Origin of the sequence: Rhodoligotrophos defluvii (assembly GCF_005281615.1) — a bacterium.
Taxonomy (GTDB): domain Bacteria; phylum Pseudomonadota; class Alphaproteobacteria; order Rhizobiales; family Im1; genus Rhodoligotrophos; species Rhodoligotrophos defluvii.
The window spans coordinates 568017-593526 of record NZ_SZZM01000002.1 but is presented as its reverse complement, the minus strand read 5'-3'; the positions used below and the strand labels follow the sequence as shown (position 1 = coordinate 593526).

General features: G+C 65.7%; 23 protein-coding genes. 5 read left to right on the top strand and 18 right to left on the bottom strand.

What is annotated here, in order from left to right; all coding sequences use genetic code 11:
- Nucleotides 1-6 precede the first annotated feature (6 nt).
- From E4P09_RS11895 to E4P09_RS11820, 16 genes are all read right to left on the bottom strand, one after another.
- Complete coding sequence (locus E4P09_RS11895; RefSeq protein WP_137389808.1) at nucleotides 7-1653, bottom strand: FAD-dependent oxidoreductase; 1647 nt, start codon at nucleotides 1651-1653, stop codon at nucleotides 7-9.
- A gap of 11 nt (nucleotides 1654-1664) precedes the next feature.
- Nucleotides 1665-3443 carry a cobalamin-dependent protein gene (locus E4P09_RS11890; protein WP_137389807.1) on the bottom strand — a complete coding sequence of 593 codons (1779 nt, stop codon included), beginning with the start codon at nucleotides 3441-3443 and terminating at the stop codon, nucleotides 1665-1667.
- Between the two features lie 5 nt (nucleotides 3444-3448).
- On the bottom strand, nucleotides 3449-4261 hold the full coding sequence (locus tag E4P09_RS11885; RefSeq protein WP_137389806.1) for an aspartate dehydrogenase: 813 nt from the start codon (nucleotides 4259-4261) through the stop codon (nucleotides 3449-3451).
- A 125-nt stretch (nucleotides 4262-4386) separates the two neighbouring features.
- Nucleotides 4387-5493, bottom strand: coding sequence for a cis-3-hydroxy-L-proline dehydratase (locus E4P09_RS11880; RefSeq protein WP_137389805.1), 1107 nt, complete (start codon nucleotides 5491-5493; stop codon nucleotides 4387-4389).
- An 88-nt stretch (nucleotides 5494-5581) separates the two neighbouring features.
- On the bottom strand, nucleotides 5582-6856 hold the full coding sequence (locus E4P09_RS11875) for a DEAD/DEAH box helicase (protein ID WP_137389804.1): 1275 nt from the start codon (nucleotides 6854-6856) through the stop codon (nucleotides 5582-5584).
- A 228-nt stretch (nucleotides 6857-7084) separates the two neighbouring features.
- Nucleotides 7085-8266 (bottom strand): YbfB/YjiJ family MFS transporter, encoded by a 1182-nt coding sequence (locus E4P09_RS11870; protein WP_239025147.1) that lies wholly within the window; start codon nucleotides 8264-8266, stop codon nucleotides 7085-7087.
- Between the two features lie 27 nt (nucleotides 8267-8293).
- Entirely contained in the window at nucleotides 8294-8866 is a 573-nt protein-coding gene (locus tag E4P09_RS11865; RefSeq protein ID WP_137389802.1) for a biotin transporter BioY, read from the bottom strand.
- 12 nt (nucleotides 8867-8878) lie between these two features.
- Nucleotides 8879-9529 (bottom strand): energy-coupling factor transporter transmembrane component T family protein, encoded by a 651-nt coding sequence (locus E4P09_RS11860; protein WP_137389801.1) that lies wholly within the window; start codon nucleotides 9527-9529, stop codon nucleotides 8879-8881.
- Complete coding sequence (locus E4P09_RS11855) at nucleotides 9526-10206, bottom strand: energy-coupling factor ABC transporter ATP-binding protein (protein ID WP_137389800.1); 681 nt, start codon at nucleotides 10204-10206, stop codon at nucleotides 9526-9528. The genes E4P09_RS11860 and E4P09_RS11855 overlap by 4 nt, the downstream gene beginning before the upstream one ends.
- Before the next feature lie 40 nt (nucleotides 10207-10246).
- Nucleotides 10247-11338 carry an ABC transporter ATP-binding protein gene (locus tag E4P09_RS11850; protein WP_137389799.1) on the bottom strand — a complete coding sequence of 364 codons (1092 nt, stop codon included), beginning with the start codon at nucleotides 11336-11338 and terminating at the stop codon, nucleotides 10247-10249.
- A gap of 3 nt (nucleotides 11339-11341) precedes the next feature.
- Complete coding sequence (locus E4P09_RS11845; protein ID WP_205042090.1) at nucleotides 11342-12262, bottom strand: polysaccharide deacetylase family protein; 921 nt, start codon at nucleotides 12260-12262, stop codon at nucleotides 11342-11344.
- A gap of 16 nt (nucleotides 12263-12278) precedes the next feature.
- Nucleotides 12279-13079: an ABC transporter permease gene (locus E4P09_RS11840; RefSeq protein ID WP_205042089.1), complete on the bottom strand. Its 801-nt coding sequence runs from the start codon at nucleotides 13077-13079 to the stop codon at nucleotides 12279-12281.
- On the bottom strand, nucleotides 13076-13972 hold the full coding sequence (locus tag E4P09_RS11835) for an ABC transporter permease (protein WP_137389798.1): 897 nt from the start codon (nucleotides 13970-13972) through the stop codon (nucleotides 13076-13078). The genes E4P09_RS11840 and E4P09_RS11835 overlap by 4 nt, the downstream gene beginning before the upstream one ends.
- Nucleotides 13973-13995: 23 nt before the next feature.
- On the bottom strand, nucleotides 13996-15117 hold the full coding sequence (locus E4P09_RS11830; protein WP_137389797.1) for an ABC transporter substrate-binding protein: 1122 nt from the start codon (nucleotides 15115-15117) through the stop codon (nucleotides 13996-13998).
- Nucleotides 15118-15137: 20 nt separating this feature from the next.
- A complete protein-coding gene (locus E4P09_RS11825) occupies nucleotides 15138-15911 on the bottom strand; it encodes an MBL fold metallo-hydrolase (protein ID WP_239025146.1) in 774 nt (257 codons plus the stop codon).
- 2 nt (nucleotides 15912-15913) lie between these two features.
- On the bottom strand, nucleotides 15914-16609 hold the full coding sequence (locus tag E4P09_RS11820; RefSeq protein WP_137389796.1) for a cysteine hydrolase family protein: 696 nt from the start codon (nucleotides 16607-16609) through the stop codon (nucleotides 15914-15916).
- Between the two features lie 138 nt (nucleotides 16610-16747).
- Between E4P09_RS11820 and E4P09_RS11815 the strand changes: the two genes are divergently transcribed.
- The 5 genes from E4P09_RS11815 to E4P09_RS11795 all read left to right on the top strand — a co-directional run bounded on the left by E4P09_RS11815 (nucleotide 16748) and on the right by E4P09_RS11795 (nucleotide 21311).
- Nucleotides 16748-17386: a TetR/AcrR family transcriptional regulator gene (locus tag E4P09_RS11815; protein ID WP_137389795.1), complete on the top strand. Its 639-nt coding sequence runs from the start codon at nucleotides 16748-16750 to the stop codon at nucleotides 17384-17386.
- Nucleotides 17383-18126: an SDR family NAD(P)-dependent oxidoreductase gene (locus tag E4P09_RS11810; protein ID WP_137389794.1), complete on the top strand. Its 744-nt coding sequence runs from the start codon at nucleotides 17383-17385 to the stop codon at nucleotides 18124-18126. The genes E4P09_RS11815 and E4P09_RS11810 overlap by 4 nt, the downstream gene beginning before the upstream one ends.
- A 15-nt stretch (nucleotides 18127-18141) precedes the next feature.
- Nucleotides 18142-19146 (top strand): dimethylarginine dimethylaminohydrolase family protein, encoded by a 1005-nt coding sequence (locus E4P09_RS11805; protein WP_137389793.1) that lies wholly within the window; start codon nucleotides 18142-18144, stop codon nucleotides 19144-19146.
- A gap of 19 nt (nucleotides 19147-19165) precedes the next feature.
- Nucleotides 19166-20167: an arginase family protein gene (locus E4P09_RS11800; RefSeq protein WP_137389792.1), complete on the top strand. Its 1002-nt coding sequence runs from the start codon at nucleotides 19166-19168 to the stop codon at nucleotides 20165-20167.
- A 127-nt stretch (nucleotides 20168-20294) separates the two neighbouring features.
- On the top strand, nucleotides 20295-21311 hold the full coding sequence (locus tag E4P09_RS11795) for an AI-2E family transporter (RefSeq protein WP_137389791.1): 1017 nt from the start codon (nucleotides 20295-20297) through the stop codon (nucleotides 21309-21311).
- Between the two features lie 6 nt (nucleotides 21312-21317).
- Here E4P09_RS11795 and E4P09_RS11790 read toward each other — a convergent pair whose 3' ends face one another.
- Both E4P09_RS11790 and E4P09_RS11785 read right to left on the bottom strand, forming a co-directional pair.
- The gene (locus E4P09_RS11790; protein WP_137389790.1) at nucleotides 21318-22391 is read right to left on the bottom strand and encodes an endonuclease/exonuclease/phosphatase family protein; all 1074 of its coding nucleotides are present in this window, start codon (nucleotides 22389-22391) and stop codon (nucleotides 21318-21320) included.
- A 9-nt stretch (nucleotides 22392-22400) separates the two neighbouring features.
- On the bottom strand, nucleotides 22401-25490 hold the full coding sequence (locus E4P09_RS11785) for an efflux RND transporter permease subunit (protein WP_137389789.1): 3090 nt from the start codon (nucleotides 25488-25490) through the stop codon (nucleotides 22401-22403).
- Nucleotides 25491-25510: the final 20 nt, after the last annotated feature.

Below are 25510 nucleotides of genomic sequence, written 5' to 3'. Positions count from 1 at the left end.
GGAATGTCACCGATTGTCGGCCAGCAGGCTCTTCCCGCAGATATAGCCCCAGGTCATGCAGGGCCCGATGGTGGTGCCGGCGCCGAGCGCGCGCGTGCCGATGGGGTTGGCCATGGCATTGCCGGCGCAGTAGAGGCCAGGGATCACGCTGTCATCGACGCGCAGCACCTGGCCGCGGGCATTGGTGCGGGCGCCGCCCTTGGTGCCGAGCACGGAGCGGTTGAGGCTCAAGGCGATGAAGGGCGGCTTTTCGATCGGGGCCATGGCAGGGTTCGGATATGGCCCTTTCCCGCCCTTGCTCTTGTAGCGCTCCCATACGGTTTCGCCGCGGTGGAAGTCCTCGTCGTGACCTGCGCGGGCGAAATGATTGTAGCGGGCAACCGTAGCCTCGAGCGCATCGGTCGGCACGCCGATCTTGCGGGCAAGCGTGCGCAGGGTGGGCGCCTTGCGGATCCAGCCCTTGTGCTTCAGCGCATACCAGCGGAACGGCAGGGAGCGCGTGAGAAAGGTGCTGTCGGCGATCACCCAGGCGGGTAGGTTGGCCGGCTTGCCGGTGGCGGGGTCGCGGCGATCCAGCGCCTCGCCGAGATTGTAGTCGTACTCGCTGGCGAAGCGCACGCCCCGGGCATTGACCACGATGGCGCAGGGCTCGGCCTGAAAGGTCATGGGCAGGCCGTGCAGCTTGCCTTCATAAATGGTGGGCAGGCAGGGGTGCACATTGGCCTGGTCCATGCGGTCCAGCTTGGCGCCGGCCCGCTTAGCCATCAGCTGGCCATCGCCGGTGTTCGCACGGGGGCTGCCGATGCGCTCGGCGCCGCCCGGGAAATGCTGTTCGAACAAGGCGGGGTTCCATTCGAAGCCGCCGGTGGCGAGCACCACCCCGCGCCGCGCCTCTATGGTGATGCCGTCATCAAGCTTCACGCCGATCACGGCCCCGGTGTCGTCCAGGACGAGGTCCTTCGCGCCGATGCCAAGGCCGAGCCGGCAGCCATGGTCGATGCAGCCCTTCAGCAGACCGGTCATGAGCGCCGAGCCCTGGCCGCGCGTGTCGGTGAGCACGCGCTCGATGAGCACCGGCAGCCGCTTGAGCCCAGCCCGGATCGGGTGATGGTAGGGGTCGAGCGCGATCATGTCGCCATAGGTGAAGATGTGCGGCAGGGTCGAGCGTCGGAGCTTGCCGGCCAGCGGGCCGAGAATGCGGCGGGACAGGGCATAGGGCGAAAGCATGCGGCCCTGCGCCTTGCCGCCTTCCCGCTCGGCCATGGGGTCTGGTTCGGACAGGAGCTCGAAGCGCAGCGGTGTCTTGGCCTCGAGAAACTGGAGCAGGTCCGGTGCATTGCGCACAAAGCTTCCCCACAGCTCGGCCTCATGCTGGTCCCAGCCGGCGGGCGAAGCGGAATGGAGATAGGCCAAGGCTTCCTCCTCGCTGTCGGGGATGCCGGCCGCCTTGGCGTGATGGTTGTTGGGGATCCAGGTGCCGGCGCCGGACATGGCACTGGTGCCGCCGATGCGATGGCTCTTCTCCAGGATTAGCACCGAGGCGCCGCCATCGGCAGCGGTCAGAGCGGCGGCCAGCGCGGCGGAGCCGGAGCCGACCACGACGACGTCGAAACGGGTGCCGTCCTGCGGCGTCCAGAGGACATTTGCGGGCATCTTGTGAAACTCTACTCCCGTGATGCGGCCGGGCTCTCGCGTCGGCGCGCGGCCAGGTCCGACAGAAAATCGCGAACCGTGCTGCAGGGCTGGGCGCCGAGCTGGCGCAGCTCCTGGGCGACGTCGCTGGGCAGGTCGCTGCCGGTGTCTTCCAGAACCTCGTTCAGCCGGCCGCCCACATAGATGGGAATGGCCAGGCCGCGCCGGGCCAGCTCGCCCTTCAGGTTCTGCACGAAGCTGAGCGCGACCCCGTTATAGGTCGAGATGCAGACCGCCTGGGCGCCCGCCGCCGCGCAGGCTTCGGCAAGCTTGGCCGGCTCGACGCTGACGCCGCCGTCGACGGGCTCCACCGCGATGCGGCGAAGCATGGTCTCGATCAGCCGCTTGCCGTAGAAATGCACGTCGGTGGCGCCGATCACCACAACCGGCGCGGTTTCGGTGAGGGTCTGCCGGTCCGCCGGCGGGACTTGGGCCAGCTCTTCGTCGGCCAGCTCCTCGATCTCGTCGACGAAGGCCGAGGCGATCTTTGGCGCTTCGGTCGCTGGGTCGGCGTACCAGGCCTCCAGCCGGCCGGGCCCGATGCGGCGCATGGCCAGAAGCAGTTCGGCCGGATCTTCCATATTGATGCCGGCATCTGTGAAGGCGCTGAGCGCCCGGGCCATAAAAGACCGCGCCCGCGCCTCCAGGGGCTCGACCAGCGCGGCAGCGGCTTGATCGTCGATGAGCGGCATGGCCAGGGGCAGACGCTCGGCCAGGCGGTGGGCGGCCATGTGGGCGTCGACAATCTCGCCGACATCGGGGATGCGCTGAGCCTCGGTGACCGGAATGGGGGTGACCGCATGGCCGGTGGGTGCGGTGAGCTGGCCAATCATGTCGATCATGATATAGCTGCACAGGGCGGCGTAATTCTCGGCGATGTCGGCCCGGTAGAGGGTGGTGTTGCCGTAAAGCATGGTGCCGGGCGTTGGATTGGCGCGGGCCAGCGCCATCTTGAAGGCCAGCCGCTTCACCGGGTCGGTGAAGGTGTGGCCGAAGCACTGGCCGAGCGGCAGGCCCATCAGGTCCTCGACGATCCATCGCTCGATCATGGCGCAGCCGAGAGCCGTGCCCATGTCCTCCACCCAAGCGGCATAGCCGTCGTCCAGGTTGGAATGCACGAGGATCTCGACCGACTGGCCCTTCAGCAGGCCCAGGGCCTCGACGGTGGCGAGCGTGGTGCCGACATCGTCGTGCCAGTCGGGCAGGCGGAAGGTGAAATATTGCGATAGGTTGCCGATGGTGGTGGCGCCGGCGAGCAGGGCGGCGCTGGTGTTCTCGACCGCAGCCGGCATGCCCAGCACGAAGTCGCCGAAATGGGGCGCGACCGGTGCCATGGCGGTGAGCGCCATGAAGTCTTCCGGCTTGTCCAGGATCAGCCCGGTGCCCTTGCGGCGGCGCGCTCGGTCGCGGCGGGCATAGCCCATGCTCCAGTCGAGGCAGATGCCGTAGCGGTCAGGCGCCCAGCCACCGCGGGCGTCCAACCGGTCATGGATCTCGGCCCAGGCACGCTTGCTGGCCTCCAGCGAGCGATAGCCGATCTGGGCATGGAACATGAGCCGGCCGGCAGCCATTTCCCGGCGTTTGAAGGCGAGCTCGGAGGGCAGGCCATGCTTTTCCAGGAAGGCCGAACGGCCGACCTGAACATCGCCCGCAAGTTTGATGCCCGCGTTGAAGGCACCGAGGCCGTCGATGGCGCCTTCGGGGAAGATCTGCTCGCGATCAAGAACCGGGCCGCTGATGTCTCTACTCATGCACGCTACTCTAATTGGGCAACCAAGATGCGGACGGCCTGCTCGGCGCTCAACGCTGCAAGCCAGGAGGTCTTGGGGTTATCCGGCATGGGCCTGTTGCTGATCTCGAAGCGCAGGCGGCCGAAAGCACCCTCAGCCACAATCTCGTGCATATTGCCGTCGGCCTCGGGATCAGCCACCATCTCGACCCGCGTCGCGTCGAAGCCGAGACCGGCGAGGGCGACCGCGGCGGTCACATTGGCGTTCTTGGGATAGGTGAGGGCGGCTTCCCGCGCCGAGCCGCTGAAGATGGTGCGGGCTTCCTTGATCTCATCCAGCGCGCATTGCTGCTCGGCCGGAGTGCCGCGCCAGGCGAGTGGCGGCTTGCGGCCGATATAGACGACCCGCTCTAGGCCGGCGAGGCGCGCGGCGGCTAAGGCATCGAGCCCGCCGATCGCGCCGGCGATGGTGGTGTAGCGCGTATTGCCGGCGGCCGCGGCCTCGTCCAGGGCGGTGCGGAGACCATCGTCAGCCAGCGCGCCGACGGAGACAATGATGAGCGGAATGCCAGCTTTGAGGATCGTCGGGCCATGCTCGCGCAAGCCGCCATGGCCGGCGCATTCGACCACCAGCTGCGGGTTGGCGGCGATAAGCGCCTCCGTGTCGACGAGAGGCGTGAGACCTTCGGGGAGATGTCGGGCCGAACCGCGCGGCAGCAAAGCCCAACGTATGGCCGCATGGCTGTCCTTCAGCCGTTGCCACAGGCTCGCGCCTATCGCGCCAAAGCCGATGAGCGCGAGGGTTACGGATCTCTCAGCCCTGGTTGACGGCGGGGCCATGTTGCCTCGGATAGTCTGCTTGCGGATAACGCCAACATCTTGGCACTGGGCCCGTCAATTGTCCACTGAACTGTAGACACTTATGCCGTCGAGATGGACATGATTGGTGAGGTCCAGCGCGAAGGTCAGTCAATCACGTGGATGGGCGTACCGAGCACATCGAGGAGAGGCAAGACGCCCAGGCCAGGCTTGTCCGATGCCGTCATACGCCCGCCGACCCGTTTCGGCGCGCCTTCGGCAATGGTCTTGGTGCCGTAGCTGTTGAAATCGGTGGCGGAGAACAGGAACTCCTCCGGCGTCGACCGGGCCAGATGGGCGATGGCGGCGGTGACGATATCGCCGCCCCAGGTGTCCTCGATGGTCATGGCGACCCCTTCAGCCACGCAGAGGTCGCGGATCTGGCGCGCCTTGGTGAGGCCGCCGACCTTGGAGATCTTGAGGTTGATGATATCCATGGCGCCGTCCTGCAGGCCGCGCAGCAACATGGGCAGGCCGTCGATCACCTCGTCCAGCACGAAGGGCAGGCTGGTGCGGCGGCGGATGGTGAGGCTTTCCTCGTAGGACTTGCAGGGCTGCTCGATATAGACGTCCACATCGCGCACGCCGTTCACCACCCGCGCGGCCTCGTGCATGGTCCAGCCGGTATTGGCATCGGCCACCAGCACGTCGCCCGGCTTCAGCATGGCGGCGCAGGCCTTGATGCGGGCAATGTCCTCATCGGCGTCAGGGCCGCCCACCTTGAGCTGGAACTTGCGATAGCCCTCGTCGCGATAGGTCTTGACCTTGGCGGCCATCTCCTCCGGCGATTGCTGCGAGATGGCGCGGTAGAGGGCGATATCTGCCTGTTCGCCGCCGCCGAGCAGCATATAGACCGGGAGACCCGCGACCTTGCCGAGAATATCCCAGCAGGCTATGTCGATGGGCGACTTGACGTAAGGGTGGCCGCGCATGGCGGCGTCCATGGTGCGGTTGATGGTGGCAAGCTGGCGCGGGTCCTGGCCGATGAGCGAGGGGCCGAGCTGGGCGAGCCCGGCGCGGACGCCCGCGGCATAGGCCGGGAGATAGGCGGGCCCCAACGGGCAGGCCTCGCCATAGCCGGTGATGCCAGCATCGGTCTCGATTGCCACTACGGTTGCGTCGAAGACCTCGACGAAATTGCCGTTGGACCAGGCATAGCGGCCTTCCCGCAGCGGCAGGTCGACCTGATAAGCGGAGATGCGCGTGATCTTCATGAGACAGATGCCTCATTGCTGAGATCACGCACAGTCGCGCATCAGGACCGTCCTGGCAAGCGCCTCCCGCTGGACCGGTCAGGGGTGGCTATGCCATCGCCTGAACGCGGTTGGTGGAGCGGCCCTGCTGCCTCTGGCCATGGCCGTGGCGCGCGGGCTGGGCCTGCGCGGGGCGCCGGTTCTGCACCGGTCCGCGGTTCCGCTGCTGCGGGGAAGGCGCAGCCGCGGGTTCACCAGAAGTGTGGTCGCGCTCGGCGGGGATGGTGCGGCGCGTCACCTTCTCGATGGCGCGCAGCAGGTGCTGCTCGTCAGGGGCGCAGAACGATACCGCCATGCCGCTGGCCCCGGCGCGGGCGGTGCGCCCGATGCGGTGGACATAGGTTTCCGGTACTTCCGGCAGGTCGTACTGCACGACCAAGGTGATGCCGTCGATATCGATACCGCGGGCGGCAATGTCGGTCGCCACCAGGATCGGCGTCTGGCCCGACTTGAAGCCGGCAAGGGCGCGCTGGCGCTGCGGCTGGCTCTTATTGCCATGGATGGCGGCGGAAGCGATGCCGGACTTGTCCAGGCTCGCCACCACGCGGTCGGCGCCGCGCTTGGTGCGGGTGAAGACCAGCACCCGCTCTGCCGACTTGCCACCCAGGATCTGGGTCAGCAGCCGCGTCTTGTGGCTGGCGGCCACATGGACGACCTTCTGGTCGATGCGTTCGGCCGGGGTTGCCGCAGGGGTGACCGCCACCCGCTCCGGGTTATCCAGAAGCTCGGCGGCGAGGCCGGCGATCTCCTTCGGCATGGTGGCCGAGAAGAACAGATTCTGCCGCTCGGCCGGCAGGTTGCGCACGATGCGCCGGACGGCGGGGATGAAGCCGAGGTCCAGCATGTGGTCAGCCTCGTCCAGAACGAAGAACTGCACCGCGTCGAGCCGCAGGGTGCCCTGTTCCGCATGATCGAGCAGGCGGCCGGGCGTGGCGACGATAACGTCCACACCACGCTGCAGTGTCTGGGCCTGGCGGCCGAAGCTGCTGCCGCCGACGATGACCGCCACGCGGATGCGCAGGCTCTCGCCATAGACCTGGAAGCTCTCAGCGATCTGCTGGGCGAGTTCGCGAGTGGGGCTCAACACCAGCACCTGGCTCGAGCGGTTGCGCAGGGGCTGCCTGCGCTCGGCGAGGCGTGTCAGGATCGGCAAGGCGAAGGCGGCCGTCTTCCCGGTGCCGGTGGCGGCGATGCCAAGCAAGTCGCGGCCGTTGAGCAGATGGGGAATGGCCTGGGCTTGGATCGGCGTCGGCTGTTCATAGCCTTGACGCTCCAATGTCTTAAGGATGGGAGCCGGCAGGCCGAGTTCGGAAAAAGTCGTCAAAATTCAAAGCTTTCTTGATGCTGCGCAACGGCACGGCCGTTTGGGGGCCGATCTGATGGCGCAGTTACCGGGCACGCCCCGCGTGATCCGGGCGGACATGGTGATTGAGAATGAGATGCCAGGGCAGGACGAAGGCCGCTGTTGCGGGGAAGTCGTTCACGCGGCCGAAGCACCGTGGGGGCAAATCGCTGCCCGTGGCTCCTTAAGTGGAATGCTGCGCTGCAAAAGTCAAGCAGCGATTGTGGACTTGAGCGGAGGCTGTAGCCAAGCGGCCACGGCACCGGCCATCAGCAGCGCCGCTGAGATCCACAGGCCGGTATTCAACTCGCCGGTCGCGTCGGAAATAATGCCGATGGCCACGGGGCCGGCCACCTGGCCCAGGCTGAAGCTCACGGTCATGGCGGCGATACCGGAGGCCCAGGCTTCGCTGGGATAGTTGGCGCGCACGAAAATGGTGGTGGCGGCGACCACGGTGAAGAAGGCCATGCCGAAGATGATGGCCGAGAGGAGAAGGCCGAGCAGGTTCGGTATCACGAGCGGCAGGGCGGCGCCGATGCCCACCAGCAACATCATGAGAGCAAGCCCGCGGCCGCCCTTCATGCGGCCGACGACGCCGGACCACGGGCTGGTGCCGAGAATGGCCGATAAGGCGATGACGCACCAGAAAGCGCTCTGCAGCCAGGTGCCGCCGCCGATCTGCCTGATCCAGGCGATCATGAAGGTCATGTAGGCGATGTAGCCGGCTCCGAACAGGAAATAGCCGGAGAGGGCGAGCAGCATCGGCCGGAGCGCGGCGTGCCGAGAGGGGCCGGCGGTTCGGGTTGGTCGGGGCTCGTCCTCAGGGGCGCCAATAATGACCCAGAGGGCGAAGATCGCGCCAAGCCCGGCGAGCAAGAGCCAGGCGGCGGCCCAGGAGCCGGGCCCCTGCATCGCCATGAAACCGGGTATCACCGCGCCGGAGATCAGGATGCCGATGCTGGGCCCGATGTAGAAGACGCCGAGTGCCCGGGCCGGCGCAGGCGTGTGGTTGGCAAATTGCGAGGCGCGGGTGCCACCGGCGACCAGGGCTATTGCGGCGCCAACGCCTGCTGCGAGGCGCGCCAGGCTGAGCAGAGTGAAGTCGGCGGTCAGGCCGGACACGGCCATGGCGATTACGGCGGCAATCGTGCCGCCGATGGTGCTGCGCCGCTCACCCAGGCGATTGGTGACCTGGCTGGCGACGACGGCCCCCAGCAGATAGCCCAGGGCGTTGATGGTGTTCATCCAGCCCGCTTCCGCATAGGACCATGACAGGCTGTCGCGCATGTCGGGCAGCACGAGCGCATAGGCGAAGCGGGCGATCCCCAGTCCGGCCGCCGGCGCCATGGCCAAGGCGAGCATGCGGCCGATGATCAGGCCTCGCGACGTCATGGGATCGGTCGCCATGGTGTTCGGCACTTACTTGAGGTCGAGCGGATAGGCGCGTCGGACATTGTGGGCGATGAGGGCGGCGAAGGCGGCCTTGACGAGGTCACCAGGAATGAACACGAGCACGCCAGTCAGCGCCTTCTCGAAGCCGATGCCGGTGACCAGGGCGAGCCAGGCCACACCGCAGGCATAGAGCACGACGATGCCGCCGATGACGCAGGCGAGGAAAATGAGGCCGATATCGGTCCACACGCCTGAGCGCCCGCCCGCCCGCCGGCCACGGCTCCAGGCCTTGCACAGCATGCCGGTGACGAAGGCGGCAATGATCCAGCCGAAGATGAAGCCGGCGGTGGGGCCCGCGAGTGCGCCCAGGCCACCACTGCCGCCGGCGAGCACCGGCAGGCCGATCGCCACCAGCAGCACCACAAGCACATGGGCGAGGGCACCGCGGATGGGGCCGATCATGGCGCCGGCCAGCATCGGGCCGAGGGACTGCAACGTAATGGGCACCGGCAGGAACGCAATGGGAATGCGCGGGGCCAGACCGAGCGCAACGGTGATCGCCGCGAACAGGGCGATCAAGACCACGTCACGGGTATTCATGGGCGGAAATCCTCAAGCATTGTCGTCTCGGCGGGTGGGAAGCGGTGTGTTGGCAGCTCGGGCCGGCGGGTAGGAACGGGCATCGATCGCCGATGCTATATCATCGGCCGCCTTCAGCACATGCACGATGAGCGGCACCAGCAGGGCGAGGATGTTGCGCTCGAGGCCCCGCGCGGCCTGGGCCTCCCGGATCGCGCGGGCTTGGTCGAGGATCACCGGAATGAAACGGAAAACCAGGGAGATGGCGAGCGCGGCATGGGCGGCGTTGACCAGACCGAGCCGGTCAAGCGGGGCAAGTGCCCCTTCGATCGCCTCCAGGAAGGCGGAGACCGGCGTGGTGAGGGTAACCGCATAGCCGGCGAAGACGAGGGTGGCCAGCCGCAAGGCAGTGGCCACGGCACCAGGCCAGGAGACGAGCAGTCCGGTTATCACAAAGAGGAAGGCGATGATGATGAGCGGTGCCGTCAGCTGCTGCCTGAGGCGCGCGAGGGTGGCGCCGCTCGCCATGACGAGGATGAGGCTTATTGTCAGGGCGAGCGCCAGGATCAACAGGACATCGGTCGTGAAGAGCAGCAGGCCGAAGAGGCATAAGGCAGCAAGCTTCCAGCCGGCGTCGAGCCGGTGCAAGGGCGTGTCGCCAGGCACATAAAGTGAGCCGATCACTGGAAGCGGTCCTGGTAATAGGTCAGCGCCGTGCGCGCGTCGGCATCGCGCACCACGGCGCCGTCTTCCAACACAAGCACCCGCTCGAAACGACTGAGCAGTTCGAGGTCATGGGTGGCGACAATGGCCTGTTCGGGCAGGGTGGCGATCACGTCGCGTACCCGGTTGCGGTTGCGCAGGTCGAGCCCCGCGGTCGGCTCATCGAACAGGATGGTGGCGGGCGCCATGGCCAGCACCGCGGCCAAGGCGACGAGCTGCTTCTCGCCACCGCTGAGCAGATGGCTGTGGCGTTCGGCCAAATGGCCGATGCCGAGCCGGTCAAGGGCGGCTTGCGACCGCTCGGGCAGGTCCGGTTTGGGTATGCCGATATTGCGCAGGCCGAAGGCGATGTCCTCCGCGACGATGGGATAGACGATCTGATTGTCCGGGTTCTGGAAGATGAACCCAACCCGGCGGCGCACGGCGCGGCCCTCCTTGGCGGTGTCGAGATCATCGACCAGTACACGACCATGGTTCGGCGTCACCAGACCGTTGATCAGGCGGAGCAAGGTGCTCTTGCCCGAGCCGTTGAGACCGACAACCCCAATGCGGTTCTGTTTAAGGATAAGATCGGGGATTTCCAGGGTTTTGCGCCCATCCCGCTCCACCACGACCTGCTCGAATCGCACCACCGCCATGGCCAGGCTTATACAGCCGGGCAGGCGGCCAGAGGAAAGCCTAATCGCGCACGGCGACGCCCGCATCCACCGGCCATTGCAGGCTAACCGCATCGCCGAGCGCGAAGCTTCGGTCGGCGCCGAAGGATGGCTGCATGGCGATCATGTCGCCGAAAGCGGTGTGCACCACGAACACGAAATTCGCGCCGGAGAAAATGGCCGAGGCCACCTTGCCCGTGATGCTGTTGCGGTCGCTGGCCGCCGCGGCCTCTGCCGGCAGAACCTCGATGCGCTCGGGCCGCAGAGCCACCACCGCCGCGCCGCCAATCGGCTCGTCGTGCAGGGCGCGTGCCCTTATGGTCTCGCCACCTTCGGTGAGCGCGAGGAAGTCGCCCTCGCGGCCCGCCACCTTGCCGGTGAGGAAGTTCGCTCGGCCGAGGAAATCGGCCACGAAGCGGGTGGCCGGCGCGTCATAGAGGGCTTGCGGCGCGCCCACCTGCTGCACCCGGCCTTCGTTGAGGATGACGATGCGGTCGGACATGGTCATCGCCTCCTCCTGGTCGTGGGTGACATTTATGAAGGTCATCCCCAGCCGCTCATGCAGGGCCTTCAGCTCGAACTGCAGCTCGGCCCGCAGCTTCTTGTCGAGGGCCGAGAGCGGCTCGTCCAGCAGCACCACAGCCGGCTCGAACACCAGGGCCCGGGCCAGCGCCACCCGCTGCTGCTGGCCGCCGGAGAGCTGCTTGGGCAGGCGATCGGCGAAGGCGGTGAGGTGGACGAGGTCGAGCACGCGGCTGACCGACTGGGTGGCCTCCGCCTTAGGGATGCGGCGCAGCTTCAGGGGATAGCCGACGTTCTCGGCGACGGTCATGTGGGGAAACAGGGCATAGCCCTGAAAGACCACGCCGAAATTGCGCTTTTCCGGAGAAATTCGAGTGATGGGCTGGCCATCGAGCAGGATCTCGCCTTCCTCCGGCCGCACGAAGCCGGCCACGGCCATGAGGATGGTCGACTTGCCGGACCCGGATGGCCCGAGCAGGCTCAGGAACTCGCCGGGCGCGACATCTAGCGAGACGCTGTCGATGGCGAGCAGCGAGCCATAGCGCTTGGTGACGCGGCGCAGGGAGACGCTGTGTTGCTTCGTTGCGTTCATGGCCTACGGGCTCGGTAGAGGCACGAGATGGGCGACGGGCTCGCGCCAATAGGGCATGCGGTCGACGCGGGGCGTCCAGGCGCCGGTCTCGCGCAAATGGTTCACATGGGCGGCGATCTCGGCCAGGGGCGCGAACCAGACCGCGCCGCGGCGCTGCATGTATTCGATGAGCTTCACCATCTCGGCGGCGCGGGCAAGACGGCCGGAGACGAACGGATGCCAGACGCTGATCCACAGACCGCCGTGATCGAAAGCGGCATCGAATTCGGCGCGGAACACCTCGAAGGCGCGCTCCGGCGAGCGGATCGGCATCTGGTAGCCGAATTCCTTCATGGAGACGTATTGCGGCCAGTCGTCGAGGGCGAGGTCGGAAGGCAGCTCCACCAGTTCGCCTGACGCCCCTTTCAGGATATAGGGCACCTCGTCGCCGAGCAGCGAGGCGTCGTAGGTAAAGCCGTGCTCGATGAGCAGGTCGAGCGTGTGTTCGGAAAAGGCGTAGGACGGCGCGCGGTAGCCGACCGGGGGCTTGCCAGTGGCCTTGGCGATAGCCTCGATGCCTCGTTGCAAGATCTCCAGCTCATGCTCGCGGGAGAGCAAGTTCGGCTTCTCGTGCAGCCAGCCATGATGGCCGATCTCGTGGCCTTCCCTCACCAGCAGCTCGATCGCGGCCGGGTAGGTCTCGACGCACCAGCCGGGTACGAACACCGTTTGCCTGATGCCGAAATGGCGCCAGATCTCGACCAGCCGAGGAATGGCCCGCTCCGGCCCGTAGCGCAGGATGGAGGAGGTGGCCACCCGCCGCATGGCGGTATCGCGGTAGTTGAGGTGCAGCAGACTTTCCGCGTCCATGTCGAAGGAGAAGCATACCGCGCAGCGGGCGCCGTTGGGCCATGGCGGTGGATTGTCGATCAGCTTCAGGGCCATGAGTGCTCTCAACGGTTCAGGTTTGGGTGCGTGTCTTGCGCAGCGAATAGATTAAGGCGAACACCACGCCGATCACGGTTGCGGCCATTAGCAGCGAGGCGACGGCGGCCACGGTGGGGTCGACATTCTCGCGGATGCCGTCCCACATGCGGCGGGGCAGGGTGTAAACGGCGCGGGTCGAGATGAACAGGGTGACCACGATCTCGTCCCAGGAAATGATGAAGGCGAAGATCGCGCCGGTGACCACGCCGCCCTTGATGTTCGGCAGGATGACGTCGCGCAAGGTTCGCAAGGGCGAGGCGCCGAGGCTGCGCGCGGCCTGTTCCAGCCGCGCATCGAGCAGGGCGAGCGACGTCGTGACGGTGATGACCACATAGGGCAGGGCGATGATGGTGTGGGCGATGACCACGCCGAGCCAGCGATCATAAAGATTGAGCGCGACCCAGGTGCGGTACATGGCGAGGGCCGCCACCACCGGCGGCAGGATCATCGGCAGCAGCACCAGGGCGCCGAACAGGGCGACGAGCCGGCTGCCGATGCGCCAGAGGCCCACGGCGCACAGGGTGCCGAGCACCGTGGCCAGGATGCTGGCAGCCGCCGCGATGGAGAGGCTGTCAAGGAAGCTCGACAGCCAGCCGGGATCGCTGAACAGCGCCTGGTAGTGGCGCAGGGACAAGTGCTCCCGCGGCAGGCGCACGAAGCGCGATTCGTTGAGTGACACGGGCACGGTGATCAGGCCCGGCAGCAGCAGGAACAGCCCCACCAGCCAGGCGAGACCGGAAACCAGGACCATGGCGCGGCGGGACAGTTCCATCATGCCGCTCCCAGCACTTTGCGCAGATTGGTGACCTTGCCGATGAGATAGAGCAGGGCGGCGGTGGCCAGCAGCAGCACGACCGAGAGGGCGCCGGCGAGCGACCAGCGCAGGGTCTGCAGCACCGACACGCTCACATATTCCGACAGCATGACCACGCGGCCACCGCCGAGGATCGAGGGCGTGACGAAGAAGCCCAGGCCGAAGATGAAGACCAGCATGCCGGCGCCGAACACCGCCGGGAAGGTGGTGGGAAGATAGACGTCCACGAAAGACCGCCAGGTGGAGGCGCCGACGCTGCGCGCCGCCATCATCAAGCGTGGATCCACCGCCCGCATGGCGGCATAAAGCGGGAACACCGCATAGGGCACGAGGAAATGCACCATCCCGATGATGACGCCCGCCTCGTTGCGCACCAGCGGCAGGGGCGAGCTGATGATGCCAGCGTCGATGAGGCCGCTGTTGATGAGGCCGTTGCTGCGCAGAAGGATGAGCCAGGACAAGGCCCTGACCAGCACCGAAAGCCAGAACGGGATCAGCACGCACAAGGTGAGCAGCATCCGCTGCCGCTCGCCCATATGGGCCATGGCGAAGGCCACGAGATAGCCGAGCACCAGCGAAATGGCCGTGGTGATCGTCACGATGCGCAAGGTGGTCCACAACATGGAGCGGATGCCGCTCGATGTCGTGATCTCGCGGTACCAGTAGAGGCTGAACTCGCCGTCCTGATCGAAGGACAGGCCGACGAGCCAGGCGAGCGGCGCCAGCAGCAGCAGGATGATCAGCAGGATCGCCGGGGCGATGAAGCCGTAATAGGGGTTCATTCTATGCGGGCCTGGCGCGGCTTGGTGGGCCGCATGGGCGATGGCCGCCGGGCTGACGTTCCAGCCCGGCACCTATCCATCACGCGCGGATGAGCTCAGCTCGAAATGCCGTCAAGCCATTTCTCGACGGCCAGATCATAGTTCTTCTCGTACCACTCCTCGTTGCGCATGATCTGCTTGGCGAGGTTGGTGGGATAGCCCGGATCGAGCCGGCGCAGGTTCTCGGGCAGCATCTCCGAAGCCTTCGGGTTGCTGGGACCATTGCCCAACAGCTCGAGAAGCTTGATCTGCCGCTCAGGGATTAGGATCGACGCCAGGAACTCGTTGGCGACCTTCGCCCCTGCGGGATTGCCCTTCGGGATCACGAAGGCGGCGGGGCAGAACAGTCCCTGGTCCCATGTCCAGGTGACTTCCCCGTCGGTGTCGCGCTCGAGAATGCTGGAGCGCGTGTTCCAGATGTTGCCCATGACGACTTCCTCGTCCATGAACAGCTGCTGGCTGCTGGCGCCGGATTCCCAGTAGATGATGTTGTCCGCGAACGACTTCGCCTTCTTGACGGCGCGGTCGATATCGGCGGGATAGAGCTGGTCGGGTGGTACGCCGTCGCCCAGCAGGCAGGCTTCCATGGCGCCCATCTGGTACTTCCACATGGTGCGCTTGCCCGGATATTTTTCCACGTCGAAGAAATCCGCGTAAGTTGGCGGCTTGTCCGGGAACATGCTCTTCTTGTAGGCGATCACGAAGGAATAGGTGTAGTTGGCCACGCCCTGCGGCCAGGCCCAGCCGTCGCGCACCATGGATTTGTCGACGATGGAGTAGTCGACGTCTTCCAGCAGGCCCTGGCTGCCGAGCTGGTTGCACAGGAAGCCGTCGGCATCGCAGACGTCCCACACCACCTTGCCGCTCTCGACCATGGCCTTGATCTTGCCGGCCAGCGGCGTTGCACCGTCCACGACCACGTTGATGCCGGTATCCTTGGTGAAGGGCTCGCCCCAGGCCTCGCCCATGCCCTTGACCGCGTCGCCGCCGAAATTGGCCAGAACCAGCTCCTTGGCCTGGGCCATAGCCTCGCCCGGCGACATGATGCCGGTGGAGGCCACCACCGGGGCCACGCCGGCTATGAGGCACAGCTGAACGAAATCGCGGCGGCTCATGCGGCCGGCGGTCACCTCGGACCGAGCGATCTCGACGAGGTCTTCGTTGAAGCGTTTCGACATATTTCCCTCCTCCTACTCCGTCACAAAGGCGTAGGTGCCACTTTCGGGCAGCCCATCTGCCGTCGTCCCCTCAGGTAATCTTCTATAAGCACCTGCATCCGCGCGCGATCGAAATCGTTGCCATGGCCGCCGTGGACGCGGTTCGCATCGAGCTGCTCGAGGCGGATCATGGTCGCTTCGTAAATCGCGGGATCGGAGCGGGGCAGGTCATCGAGCAGCTGACCGTCATAGAGCGCATCGCCTGAGAACAGGGTGCCGGTTATCTCGTCAAACAGGCCGATCTGTCCGGGCGAATGGCCGGGCAGATGGAGAACGGTGAAGGCGCGGTCACCGAGGTCGATGCGATCGCCCTCGCCCAGCAGCCGGGTGGCCGGCGCCGCCTTCACCGTGAAAGCGGAAAGTGCCCACCCGTCGTGCGGGATGGCGGTGACCGCATCTTCGGTGCTGCGAAAGAAGGAGGCGAGATGATAGTGATCGTCGCCTTCCAGCGCAGGGGCATCATCCGGGTGGATGGCGCGGTTGGTGAACTCATGCATGCCACCGATGTGATCGATATGACCATGGGTGGCGACGGCGAGGATGGGGCGGTCCATGTCTGCCCTCAGCGCCTCGCCGAGAGCGGCGATGCCCATACCGGGATCGATGATCAGGTCGAGGTCGCGGCCGCGCACATACCAGATATTGGCGCGGAACCAGCGGTGGACGGCAGGCTCGGTGAGCAGGTCGAGGCCGGGCTCGACATTTTGCCGGCTGAACCATTGGCGGCGGACGGGCAGCGGGACGATAGTGCTCACGGTCAGGCCGCCTCCTGCCGAAGCTGCGCAAGACACGCCTCCACCTCGGCGACCGTGGCCACCGCGCCGAGCACGCCGCCTTCGACCGTCATCAGGTAGACGGCGGCCTGATGCGCCTTCTCGTCGCCGGAGCCACAGGCATCCTCGACCATGAGGCATTGGAAGCCGCGGTCGTTCGCCTCACGGATGGTGCAGTGGACGCAGCAATCGGTGGTGATGCCGCAGACGATGAGATGGCGGATGCCACGCGTCCGCAGGATGATCTCGAGATCGGTATAGGTGAAGGCGCCATTGGCGCTCTTGTCGACCACGATCTCGTCCGACAGTGGGGCGACGTCGGCGATAATCTCGGAGCCCGGCTCACCGCGCACCATCACGCGCCCCAGGGGGCCGGGGCGGCCGACGCCGCTGCCGCTCCAAGCACCGCGCCAGGCTTTGTGGGGCGGCAAGTCTGCCAGATCGGGCCGGTAGGCCTGGCGGGTGTGGATGATCGGCAGACCCGCCGCACGCGCCGCCGCTAGCAGGCGCTGCACGCCGGGGATGGCACGGCGTACGCCGTCGAGCTCACCGCCGATCGCGTGGAGGTAGCCGCCCGGCTCCAGGAAATCGCGCTGCATGTCGATGACCACCAGGGCCGTGCCGCTGCGCGACAGCCCGTCATAGGGAAACGGATATGGCCTGGACGCGATGGTGATCACCTGCAGTACCTCTTCTGCCGCCCAACTCTTTCAGAAAAAAGTTTGGTGTCAAGTTCATGTTTGGAGTTGACTACAAAAACCGTTTGGGGGATCGAAAGCGCAAGGCGCGAAAAGCGGGGCACGAGGCAGAAAACCAGAATGGCAGGCCTACGCGAACGGCACCAACGCTTACGCTGCGAGAAGATACTGGATGCGGCCATCGCGCTATTCAGCGAGCGCGGCTATGAGGCCACCCGCATCACCGAGATCGCCGAGCGGGCGGCGGTGGCGCCGACTACGGTCTATAACTATTTCGCGACGAAGCGGAACATCGTCATCGCGATTGCCCGGCGGCATGTGCGGCTGGCCTTGCCGGAGCGGCGGCGGCTGCTCAAGAGTCCTCCGGAAGATCCACTCCAGGCGATCTCAGCCTATGAGGACCTGCTGGCCATGCAGAGCACGCGGCTGCTGACCAAGGAGTGCTGGCGGGTGATCTTCGGCACGCTCTATGAGCATCCCGGCGGCGAGGCGCATCGCACCCAGCTTAGCCTGAACCGGCTGGTCTATCGCCATTACCAGCGCTTGATCCGCCATTTCCAACGGCAGGGCAGCCTGCCCTCGGATCTCGATGTGAACGCCCTGGCCAGTCTGGTCCTCGCCATAGGCACATTTCACTGGATGCAGTTTCTGGCCGATGATGAGATCACGCTGGAGCAGCTTCGCTCTACAGTGAACGGCCAGCTTGCCATCGTGCTTCGAGGATTGGGGAAGCTTCAGGGACAGCGGGGGGCATCATGACGGATTTGCTGGGACGGCGGGCAATGGTGACCGGCGCGGGGAGCGGCATTGGGCGTGCCTGTGCCGTGGCGCTGGCGCGGGGCGGCGCGGACGTGATCGTGCAGGACATCAACGGCGAAACGGCGACAGCGGTCGTGGCCGAGATTAGCGATGCGGGCGGTAAGGCCGAGGCGCTGGCCTGTGATGTGGCCGACGAGGCGCGGCTGGCGAGTGCCATCAGGCGGGCCGGTCCGGTGACCATCCTGGTCAACAATGCCGGTGTGCCTGGCTACAACGCGCCGCTGGAGGCCATCGACCGCGAGGCCTATGACCGGATGATGAACACGCATGTGTGGGGCGCCTTCGCCGCAACGCGCATGGTGCTGCCCGGCATGAAAGAGACCCGCTGGGGCCGCATCATCAATATCGCCTCGAACCGCGGCCAGGTGGGGTTCGAGCGCTCGTCCCATTACAGCGCGGCCAAGGCCGCGTTGATCGCGCTGGCCAAGTCGTGGGCACGGGAGCTCGCGCCCGACGGCATTCTGGTCAATGCCATTGCGCCGGGAGTGGTGCGCACCGCGATGACACTGTCCTATGGCGAGGCGGCGGTTGAGGAGGAGGCACAGCTCAATCTGCTGAAGCGCTGGGCGGCGCCGGAGGAAATCGCCGCCTGGGTGCTGGTGCTTGCTGGCCCGACCGGCGACTTCATGACCGGCCAGTTAATCTGCCCCAATGGGGGCGACCCCATCGTGGGTATCTGAAGGGAGAGGCGTTTCATGTCTGCCATGACCGAAAACGAATGGCGTTACAACCAGCTGATCCAGCTGTTTCCCTCGGAGCCCGAGCCGCCCTTCGAGGAGCCGGACGAGCAGCGGCGGGTGTGGGGCCGCGCCTGGGGCTGCTCCAATGACGTGGGCAAGCTGCGGGTGGTGCTGATGCATCGGCCGGGCGACGAAGTGAAGGTGGTCGATACGTCGAAGCGGCTTGAGAACGGCGCGTTCGGCGACGTGCAGGCGGGGTGGTACTGGCGCGGCAACGAAGGGCCCGACCTCGCCGCCATGCAGGCGCAGCACGATGCCTATGTGGCGGCGTTGCGGGCGGAAGGGGTGGAGGTGGTGTTCATCGACCGGGCCGAGCCGGGCCGGATGAAGACCTGCTATACCCGCGACAGTGTGATCGGCATTGGCGGCGGGGCGATCGTCACGCGCATGGGACCGCGCATCCGCCGCGGCGAGGAGCTGTCCGCCACCCGCACGCTCGCCAAGCTGGGATGCCCGATCCTGCGCACCATATCCGGCAACGGCATCATGGAGGGCGGCAGCTTCGCCTGGCTGGACAAGAAGACGGCGGTGGTGGGCCTGTCCTCTCGGGTCAACGAAGAGGGCGCGCGGCAGGTGGAAGAGGTGCTGCGCACGCAGGGGGTGACGCTGCTGCGGGTGCACCTGACCGGCTATCGCCTGCATATCGACGGCACGTTCATGATGCTGGCGCCCGACCTGGCGCTGGTGAACCCGACCATCGTGCCCTACTGGTTCCTGCAGGAGCTGAAGGCGCGCGGGATTCACGCCATCGAGCTGCACCACACGGACAATCCGTGGATCATCAACAGCCTCGCGGTGGCGCCGGCTAAGGTGATCGTGCCGGAGGGCATGTCCGACTACACCCTGGAGGCCATGAACCGGCATGGGGTGGAGCTGATCACGGTGCCGTTCGGCAAGGTGTGCGCCGGCGGCGGCGGCCTGCATTGCTCGACCGCGCCGCTCATTCGCGATGATGTCTAGGGTTGTTGGAGAGGAGCATATGACAGACGACGTTTTCGCTGCTCGCGCGCAGGAGATGCAGAACTGGTACTGGTGGGGCATTCCCACTTTCTTCAAAGCCCCATGGAATGCGGACCCGGCAGCATCCGACATCGCGCTGGTGGGGGTGCCCCATTCCTCCGGCAACGGCTCGACGGAGCGCGACCAGCATTTGGGTCCACGGGCGGTGCGGCACGTGTCCGGCCGGTTCCGGCGGGCGCACGAGGCGTATGGTTTCCGGCCGTGGGACGCGTTCCGCATCAATGACCTGGGCGACGTGCCACTGCCCGAAGCCATGGTCAATGATGTGAGCGTGGTGCATATCGAGGAGTATTTCACGCGGCTGAACGAAGCTGGCGCGCGGCCGGTGTCGATCGGCGGCGACCATGGCATCACCGGGCCGATCTTGAAGGCGATGGGCGGCAGCAAAAGCCGGGCGACGGACGGACGCAAGCTGGCGCTCGTGCATTTCGATGCCCATCGTGACGATTACGCGTTCATGGGCCATTGGCTCGGCAATAAGCGCTCGGCGGCCCATTGGGCGGCCTATTCGGTGGCGGAGGGGCATGTGGATGCCTCCCGGTCGATCCAACTCGGCATGCGCGGCAATCCGCTCAAACCCCTGGAGGGCTCGGTCAAGAGCGAGATCGGCTACGAGGTGCTGCCGGCGGACCACCTGTTCGCGCAAGGGATCCAGCGCACGATCGAGCAGGTGCGCGCGCGGGTGCAGGACCAGCCGATCTATATCACCTTCGATCTCGACGTTCTGGACCCGGCGGATGCACCGGCTGCCTCCAACCTTGAGGCGGGTTATCGGGGTTTAAGGGCCCATGAGGCGATCGAGATCCTGCGCGGCTTACGTGGCCTCGACGTGATCGGCGCCGATATCGTCTGCTATATCCCCACCAAGGACAGCCCGAACCAGATCACCGGGCTCACCGCCAGCGTGGTGATGTTCGAGATGATCAGCTTGATTGCCGATTATCTGCGCAGCCGGCGGTGAGCAGGCGGGCTACCGGGAAGCAAAGTCGGCATTTCGTTTACGCATTGCAGCGGGAGCCGGTCCTGTTTCTGCCCTCATCCCGCTATAAGGGACGGGCTCGGCTGCCCCATCACTCGGATTCCAATCGGTGCTCGCGACGACCAGACCCACTGCCTATGACATTGCCTCCTGGATCCTTGCGGCCGCCGTTCTTCTGGCAACGCTCGCCCTCCATCTGGTCGGCGCCCTGCTCGCGGGTCTCCTGGTCTACACGGTGGTGCATGCGGTGGCGCCGTGGCTGCAGGCGCTCGGCGTCAAGCATCGGCCGGGCAAGATCGTGGTCCTGCTGCTGGTCTTCGTGCTGACGACGGTGCTGGTGGCCATGGCGGGATTCGCGCTGGTGCATTTCCTGCTGGGCGGGACCAATGGCCTGCCGGAGCTCATGCAGAAGATGGCCGACATCGTCGGCACGGCGCGGTTGCACCTGCCGGAATGGCTGCGGCCCTATCTGCCGGAAACGGCCGAGCAGATGGAGGCTTCCATTTCGCAATGGCTGCGCAGCAATGCCGGCCTGCTGCAGCGCTGGGGCGAGGACTTCGGCCGGGTGCTTCTGCGCATCCTGTTCGGCATGATCATTGGCGGGTTTATCGCCGTCAGCGAGGTGGTGACGCCGGTGGCGCCGCGCCCGCTGGCGAGTGCTTTCCAAGAGCGCGCCATTCTGTTCAGCCGAGCGTTTCGCCGGGTGGTGTTCGCGCAGATCCGCATCTCGGCCATCAACACGGTGCTGACCGGCATCTATCTCGCAGGCGTCCTGCCGGCCTTCGGCATCCATCTGCCGCTGCTCAAGACGATCATTGCCGTGACCTTCATCGCCGGCCTGTTGCCGGTGATCGGCAATCTCATCTCCAACACAGTGATCGTCATCGTATCGCTGAGCCTGTCGCTTTACGTGGCGGTGGCCTCGCTGGCCTTCCTGGTGATCATCCACAAGCTGGAATATTTCCTGAATGCCAGGATCATCGGGGGGCAGATCCATGCCCGCGTGTGGGAGGTGCTGCTCGCCATGCTGGTGATGGAGGCGGCGTTCGGCGTGCCCGGGCTGGTCGCCGCGCCCATCTTCTACGCTTATGTGAAGGACGAGCTGGTGGAAAGGCAGCTCATTTGAGCGCCACTATTTCTTCGGCGTGAGCCAGTAGATCGCCTCGAAGCCGAGATGGTCCGACAGCTCGCGGCCCTTCGGCTTCTCGTCGTAGTTCCGGGTCATGTAAACCGGCGTGATCGTGTAGTTGTTGCCGGGAATGATCATCTGGTGGTCGTTGGTGAAGCTCCAGATCTGCTTCTCGCTGGCGATGGGTCCCAACACACATTTCGGCTTGGTATCGAAGCAGAGCCGGCCGGCGTCTACTGCGCCGGTCTGCTGGATGAGGTAGTCATAGCGTTCCGGCGGGCGGCGGATGTTCATATCGCCGGCGAAAATGGCCGCACGTGGCCGTACCAGTTCATCGATGAAAGCGGCGATCGTGTCGGTCTGCCCCTTGTGGGCTTTGAGCCGTTCCTTCTCGGACGCCTCGGTGCGAATGTTGGAATCCATGTGCGTGGTGATCATGTCGAGCGGCTTGAACGGCCCGGGCAGCGCGATCCGCACATGCATGACCGATTTGTTGGCCAGGCAATCATTGCCCGAGCAATTGTTGCCGAACACGTCGGTGTTCTTGGCCATGATGGGATAGCGGCTGAGCACGTAGAGGCCGCTGTTCACGTAATGGGTCGAATTGGTGCTGGTCCCTTCCGAGCGCATGCGGATGACCTTGTCGGTCGAGGCGCCGTTACGCTTGCCATAGGTGCGCCGGCGCCCTGGCCCTTTCGCCACATAGGGATAACCGGCATTCTTGATGAGGCTCTCGCTGCGCGAGGTGAAGGCCTCCTGCAGGAAGACCACGTCCGGGGCGGTGCCCTCGGCCATGCGGCGGGCGAGATCCTTGCCGATATAGGCAAGCTCCTTCTGCGAGTCCGCGCGCAGCGGCCAGGGCAGATCGTTCACGTTGTAGGTCAGCACGCGGATAGCGAGGGATCCGGGCGGGGGCGCCGGTGGCGCCGGCTGAGCCGCCGTCGCGGCCGTGACCGCGACCACTGCCGCAATGAAGGTTGCAATCCCCAGCCTTAGTCCGTGCAGCGACATATGACACCCCTTGCGCAGCAGAGTGCCGATTTTGGCCGGCCCGCCTTCCGCGCGCAATGCAATCATGGCCGCAGCTCAGGATGCCGGCTGTGCGGAGGCCTCCCCGGTGGCTGGTTCTTGCCGTTCGCTTGGCCTCTGCTTGGCAGAAAGGTAGGTATAGAACATCGGCACCACGAAGAGCGTGAACAGCGTGCCGATGGACATGCCGGTTGCGATCACCAGGCCGATGGAGAAGCGCGCGGCAGCCCCGGCACCCGTGGCGAGCAGAAGCGGCACCACGCCTAGCACCATGGCGGCGGTGGTCATAAGAATGGGCCGCAGCCGCACCTTGGCCGCCTCGCGGATGGCCTCGCGCCGGGACAGCCCCGTGCGGTCGCGCAGCTCATTGGCGAATTCGACCATGAGGATGCCGTGCTTGGTGATGAGGCCGATCAGGGTGATGAGGCCAACCTGCGTGTAGATGTTGAGGGTGGCGACGCCGAGATTGAGCGGCACCAGGGCGCCGAAGATCGATAGCGGCACCGACATCATGATGATGAACGGATCACGGAAGCTCTCGAACTGGGCGGCAAGGACCAGGTAGATGACCAGGATCGCCAGGCCGAAGGCGATGGCGAGGGTGTGGCCCGCCTCCTTGGACAGGCGCGACTGGCCGGCATAGTCGATGAGGAAATTGGACGGCATCTCCTCGCGGGCGATCTGCTCCAGGGTGGCGAGACCCTCATCACTGGTCACGGTCGGCATGGGCAGCGCCGACAGGGTGGCCGAGGTCAGCTGGTTGAACTGTTCGATCGCCTGCGGCGCGGCGAAGGTCTCGACCTTCACCAGCGCAGAAAGCGGCACCATGGCGCCGTTGCTGGCGCGCACATAGTATTTGCCCATGCTCTCGGGGTTCAGGCGGTCGATCTGCGGCACCTGCGGAATGATGTCGTAGGAGCGGTTGTCGAAGTCGAACTTGGCCACCGAGCCTTCGCCGAGCAGCACGTTGAGGGTGGTGCCGATATCGCGGGCGGACACGCCGAGGGCAGTCGCCCGGTCACGATCGATCGACACCCGTGCGCGCGGCGAGGTGTAGGAGAGCGAATTCTGCACCACGATGAACTTGCCCGAGGCTTCCGCCTTCGCCTTGATGGCCTCGGCAACCTCCCAGACCTGGGCGGAATCGCCGGTCGAGCGCACAATCATCTGAATGGGCATGCCGCCGCCGGTGCCGGGCAGCGAGGGTGGCGCGAACACGAAGGCCTGCACGCCGGCGCTCTTGTCGATGCGGCCTTGCACCTCCGTCTGGATATCCTTCTGGGAGCGCTCGCGCTCATTCCAGGGCTTCAGGGTCCAGACCGCGAAGCCACCGCCACCACCGGTGTTGCCAATGATGTGGAAGGTGGTCTCGACCTCGGGGATGTCGCCGGTCATGCCGCGGAACTGATCGAGGAAAGCGGCGGTGTAGTCGGCGGTCGCGTATTGCGGCACGTTCACCAGGGCGAACATGGCGCCGCGATCTTCCTGGGGGGCGAGCTCGGACGATGTCTTGGTGTAAAGGAACACCGATGTGCCGAGCAGGGCGGCCACGATGAACAGGGTGACCGGCCTGTATTTGAGCGAACCGGCAAGCAGGCGCTCGTATCGGTCGGCCAGCCTGGAGAACAGCCCGTCCACGATGCGCTGGAAGCGACCGGGCCCATGGGTGCCGTGGGCTTTCAGCAATCGCGACGACATCATGGGCGACAGGGTGACGGCGATGACACCGGAGAGGATCACCGCGCCGGCCAGGGTGAAGGCGAATTCGCGGAACAATGCGCCGGTGAGGCCCTGCGTGAAGCCGATCGGCGCATAGACCGCCGCCAGGGTGATGGTCATGGCCACCACCGGGCCGAAGATCTCGCGCATGCCTTCGATAGCCGCCGGAATAGGCTTCAGACCCTCCTCGATGTGGCGGTGGATGTTCTCCACCACCACGATGGCATCGTCAACCACGAGACCAATGGCGAGCACCATGGCCAAGAGGGTCAGGGTGTTCAGCGAGTAGCCGAGCATATAGAGGAAGAAGCAGACGCCGATCAGCGACAGCGGAATGGTGACCACCGGGATGACGACGGAGCGGAACGAGCCGAGGAACAGCAGGATGACCGCCACCACGATGAGCACGGCTTCGCCAATGGTCTTGAACACCTCGTCGATGGAGGCGTCAATGAACTTGGTGGCGTCATAGACCAGGTTGGCTTCCATGCCGTGCGGCAGCTCCGACTGGATTTGCGGCAGCTCGTCTCGCACCCGCTTTGCGGTATCCAGCGGGTTGGCATCGGGGCTGGCGAAGACACCGATGAACACGCCGGGCTCGCCGTTGAACGCCACCTTGACGTCGGTCTGGTCTGCCCCGAGCTCGACGCGTGCCACATCCTTCAGCCGTACGACCTGGTCGCCATCGTTCCGTAGCGGCAGCTGGCCGAAGGCTTCCGGCGTCTGTAGAGTGGTTGCGGTTTCCACCGCGTAGGCCACCAGCTCGTTCTGGGTCTTGCCGGGCGCCGAGAGGAAATTCGCGCCCTGGACGGCGTTGACCACATCGCTGGCGGTGACGTCGCGGGAGGCAAGCAGCACCGGGTCGAGCCAGATGCGCATGGCGAAGGTCTGCTCACCCAGGATCTGGGCGTCACCCACGCCATCGATGGTCGAGAGCCGCGGCTGGATCACCCGGGTGAGGAACTCGGTGATCTGCGGCGGGCTCATCTCGGGCGAAGAAAAGGCCAGATACATAAGTGCGAATTGCTGGCCGGTGCCCTTGGTGATGATCGGGTCCTCGGCGTCCTCCGGCAGCTGGCGGCGCACCTGCTGGACGCGCGAGATGACCTCGGTGAGCGCCTTGTCCGGGTCGGTGTTGAGCCGCATGTGCGCGGAAACCGTGCTGACGCTCGGCCGGCTCTGGGACGTCACATAGTCGATGCCCTCCGCGTTGGACACGGCCTTGGCAACGGGCGTGGTGATGAAGCCCTGCATCAGCTCGGCGCCGGCGCCGGGATAGGTGGTGGTCACGGTGATGACCGTGTCCTTGACCTCCGGATATTCACGCAGGGCGAGGTTGAGGATGCCCTGACCGCCGAGCAGCAGCAGCATCAAGCTGACGACGATAGCCAGCACCGGCCTGCGGATGAAGATCTCGGAAAAGTTCATGACGCTCTCTGGCGATCCCC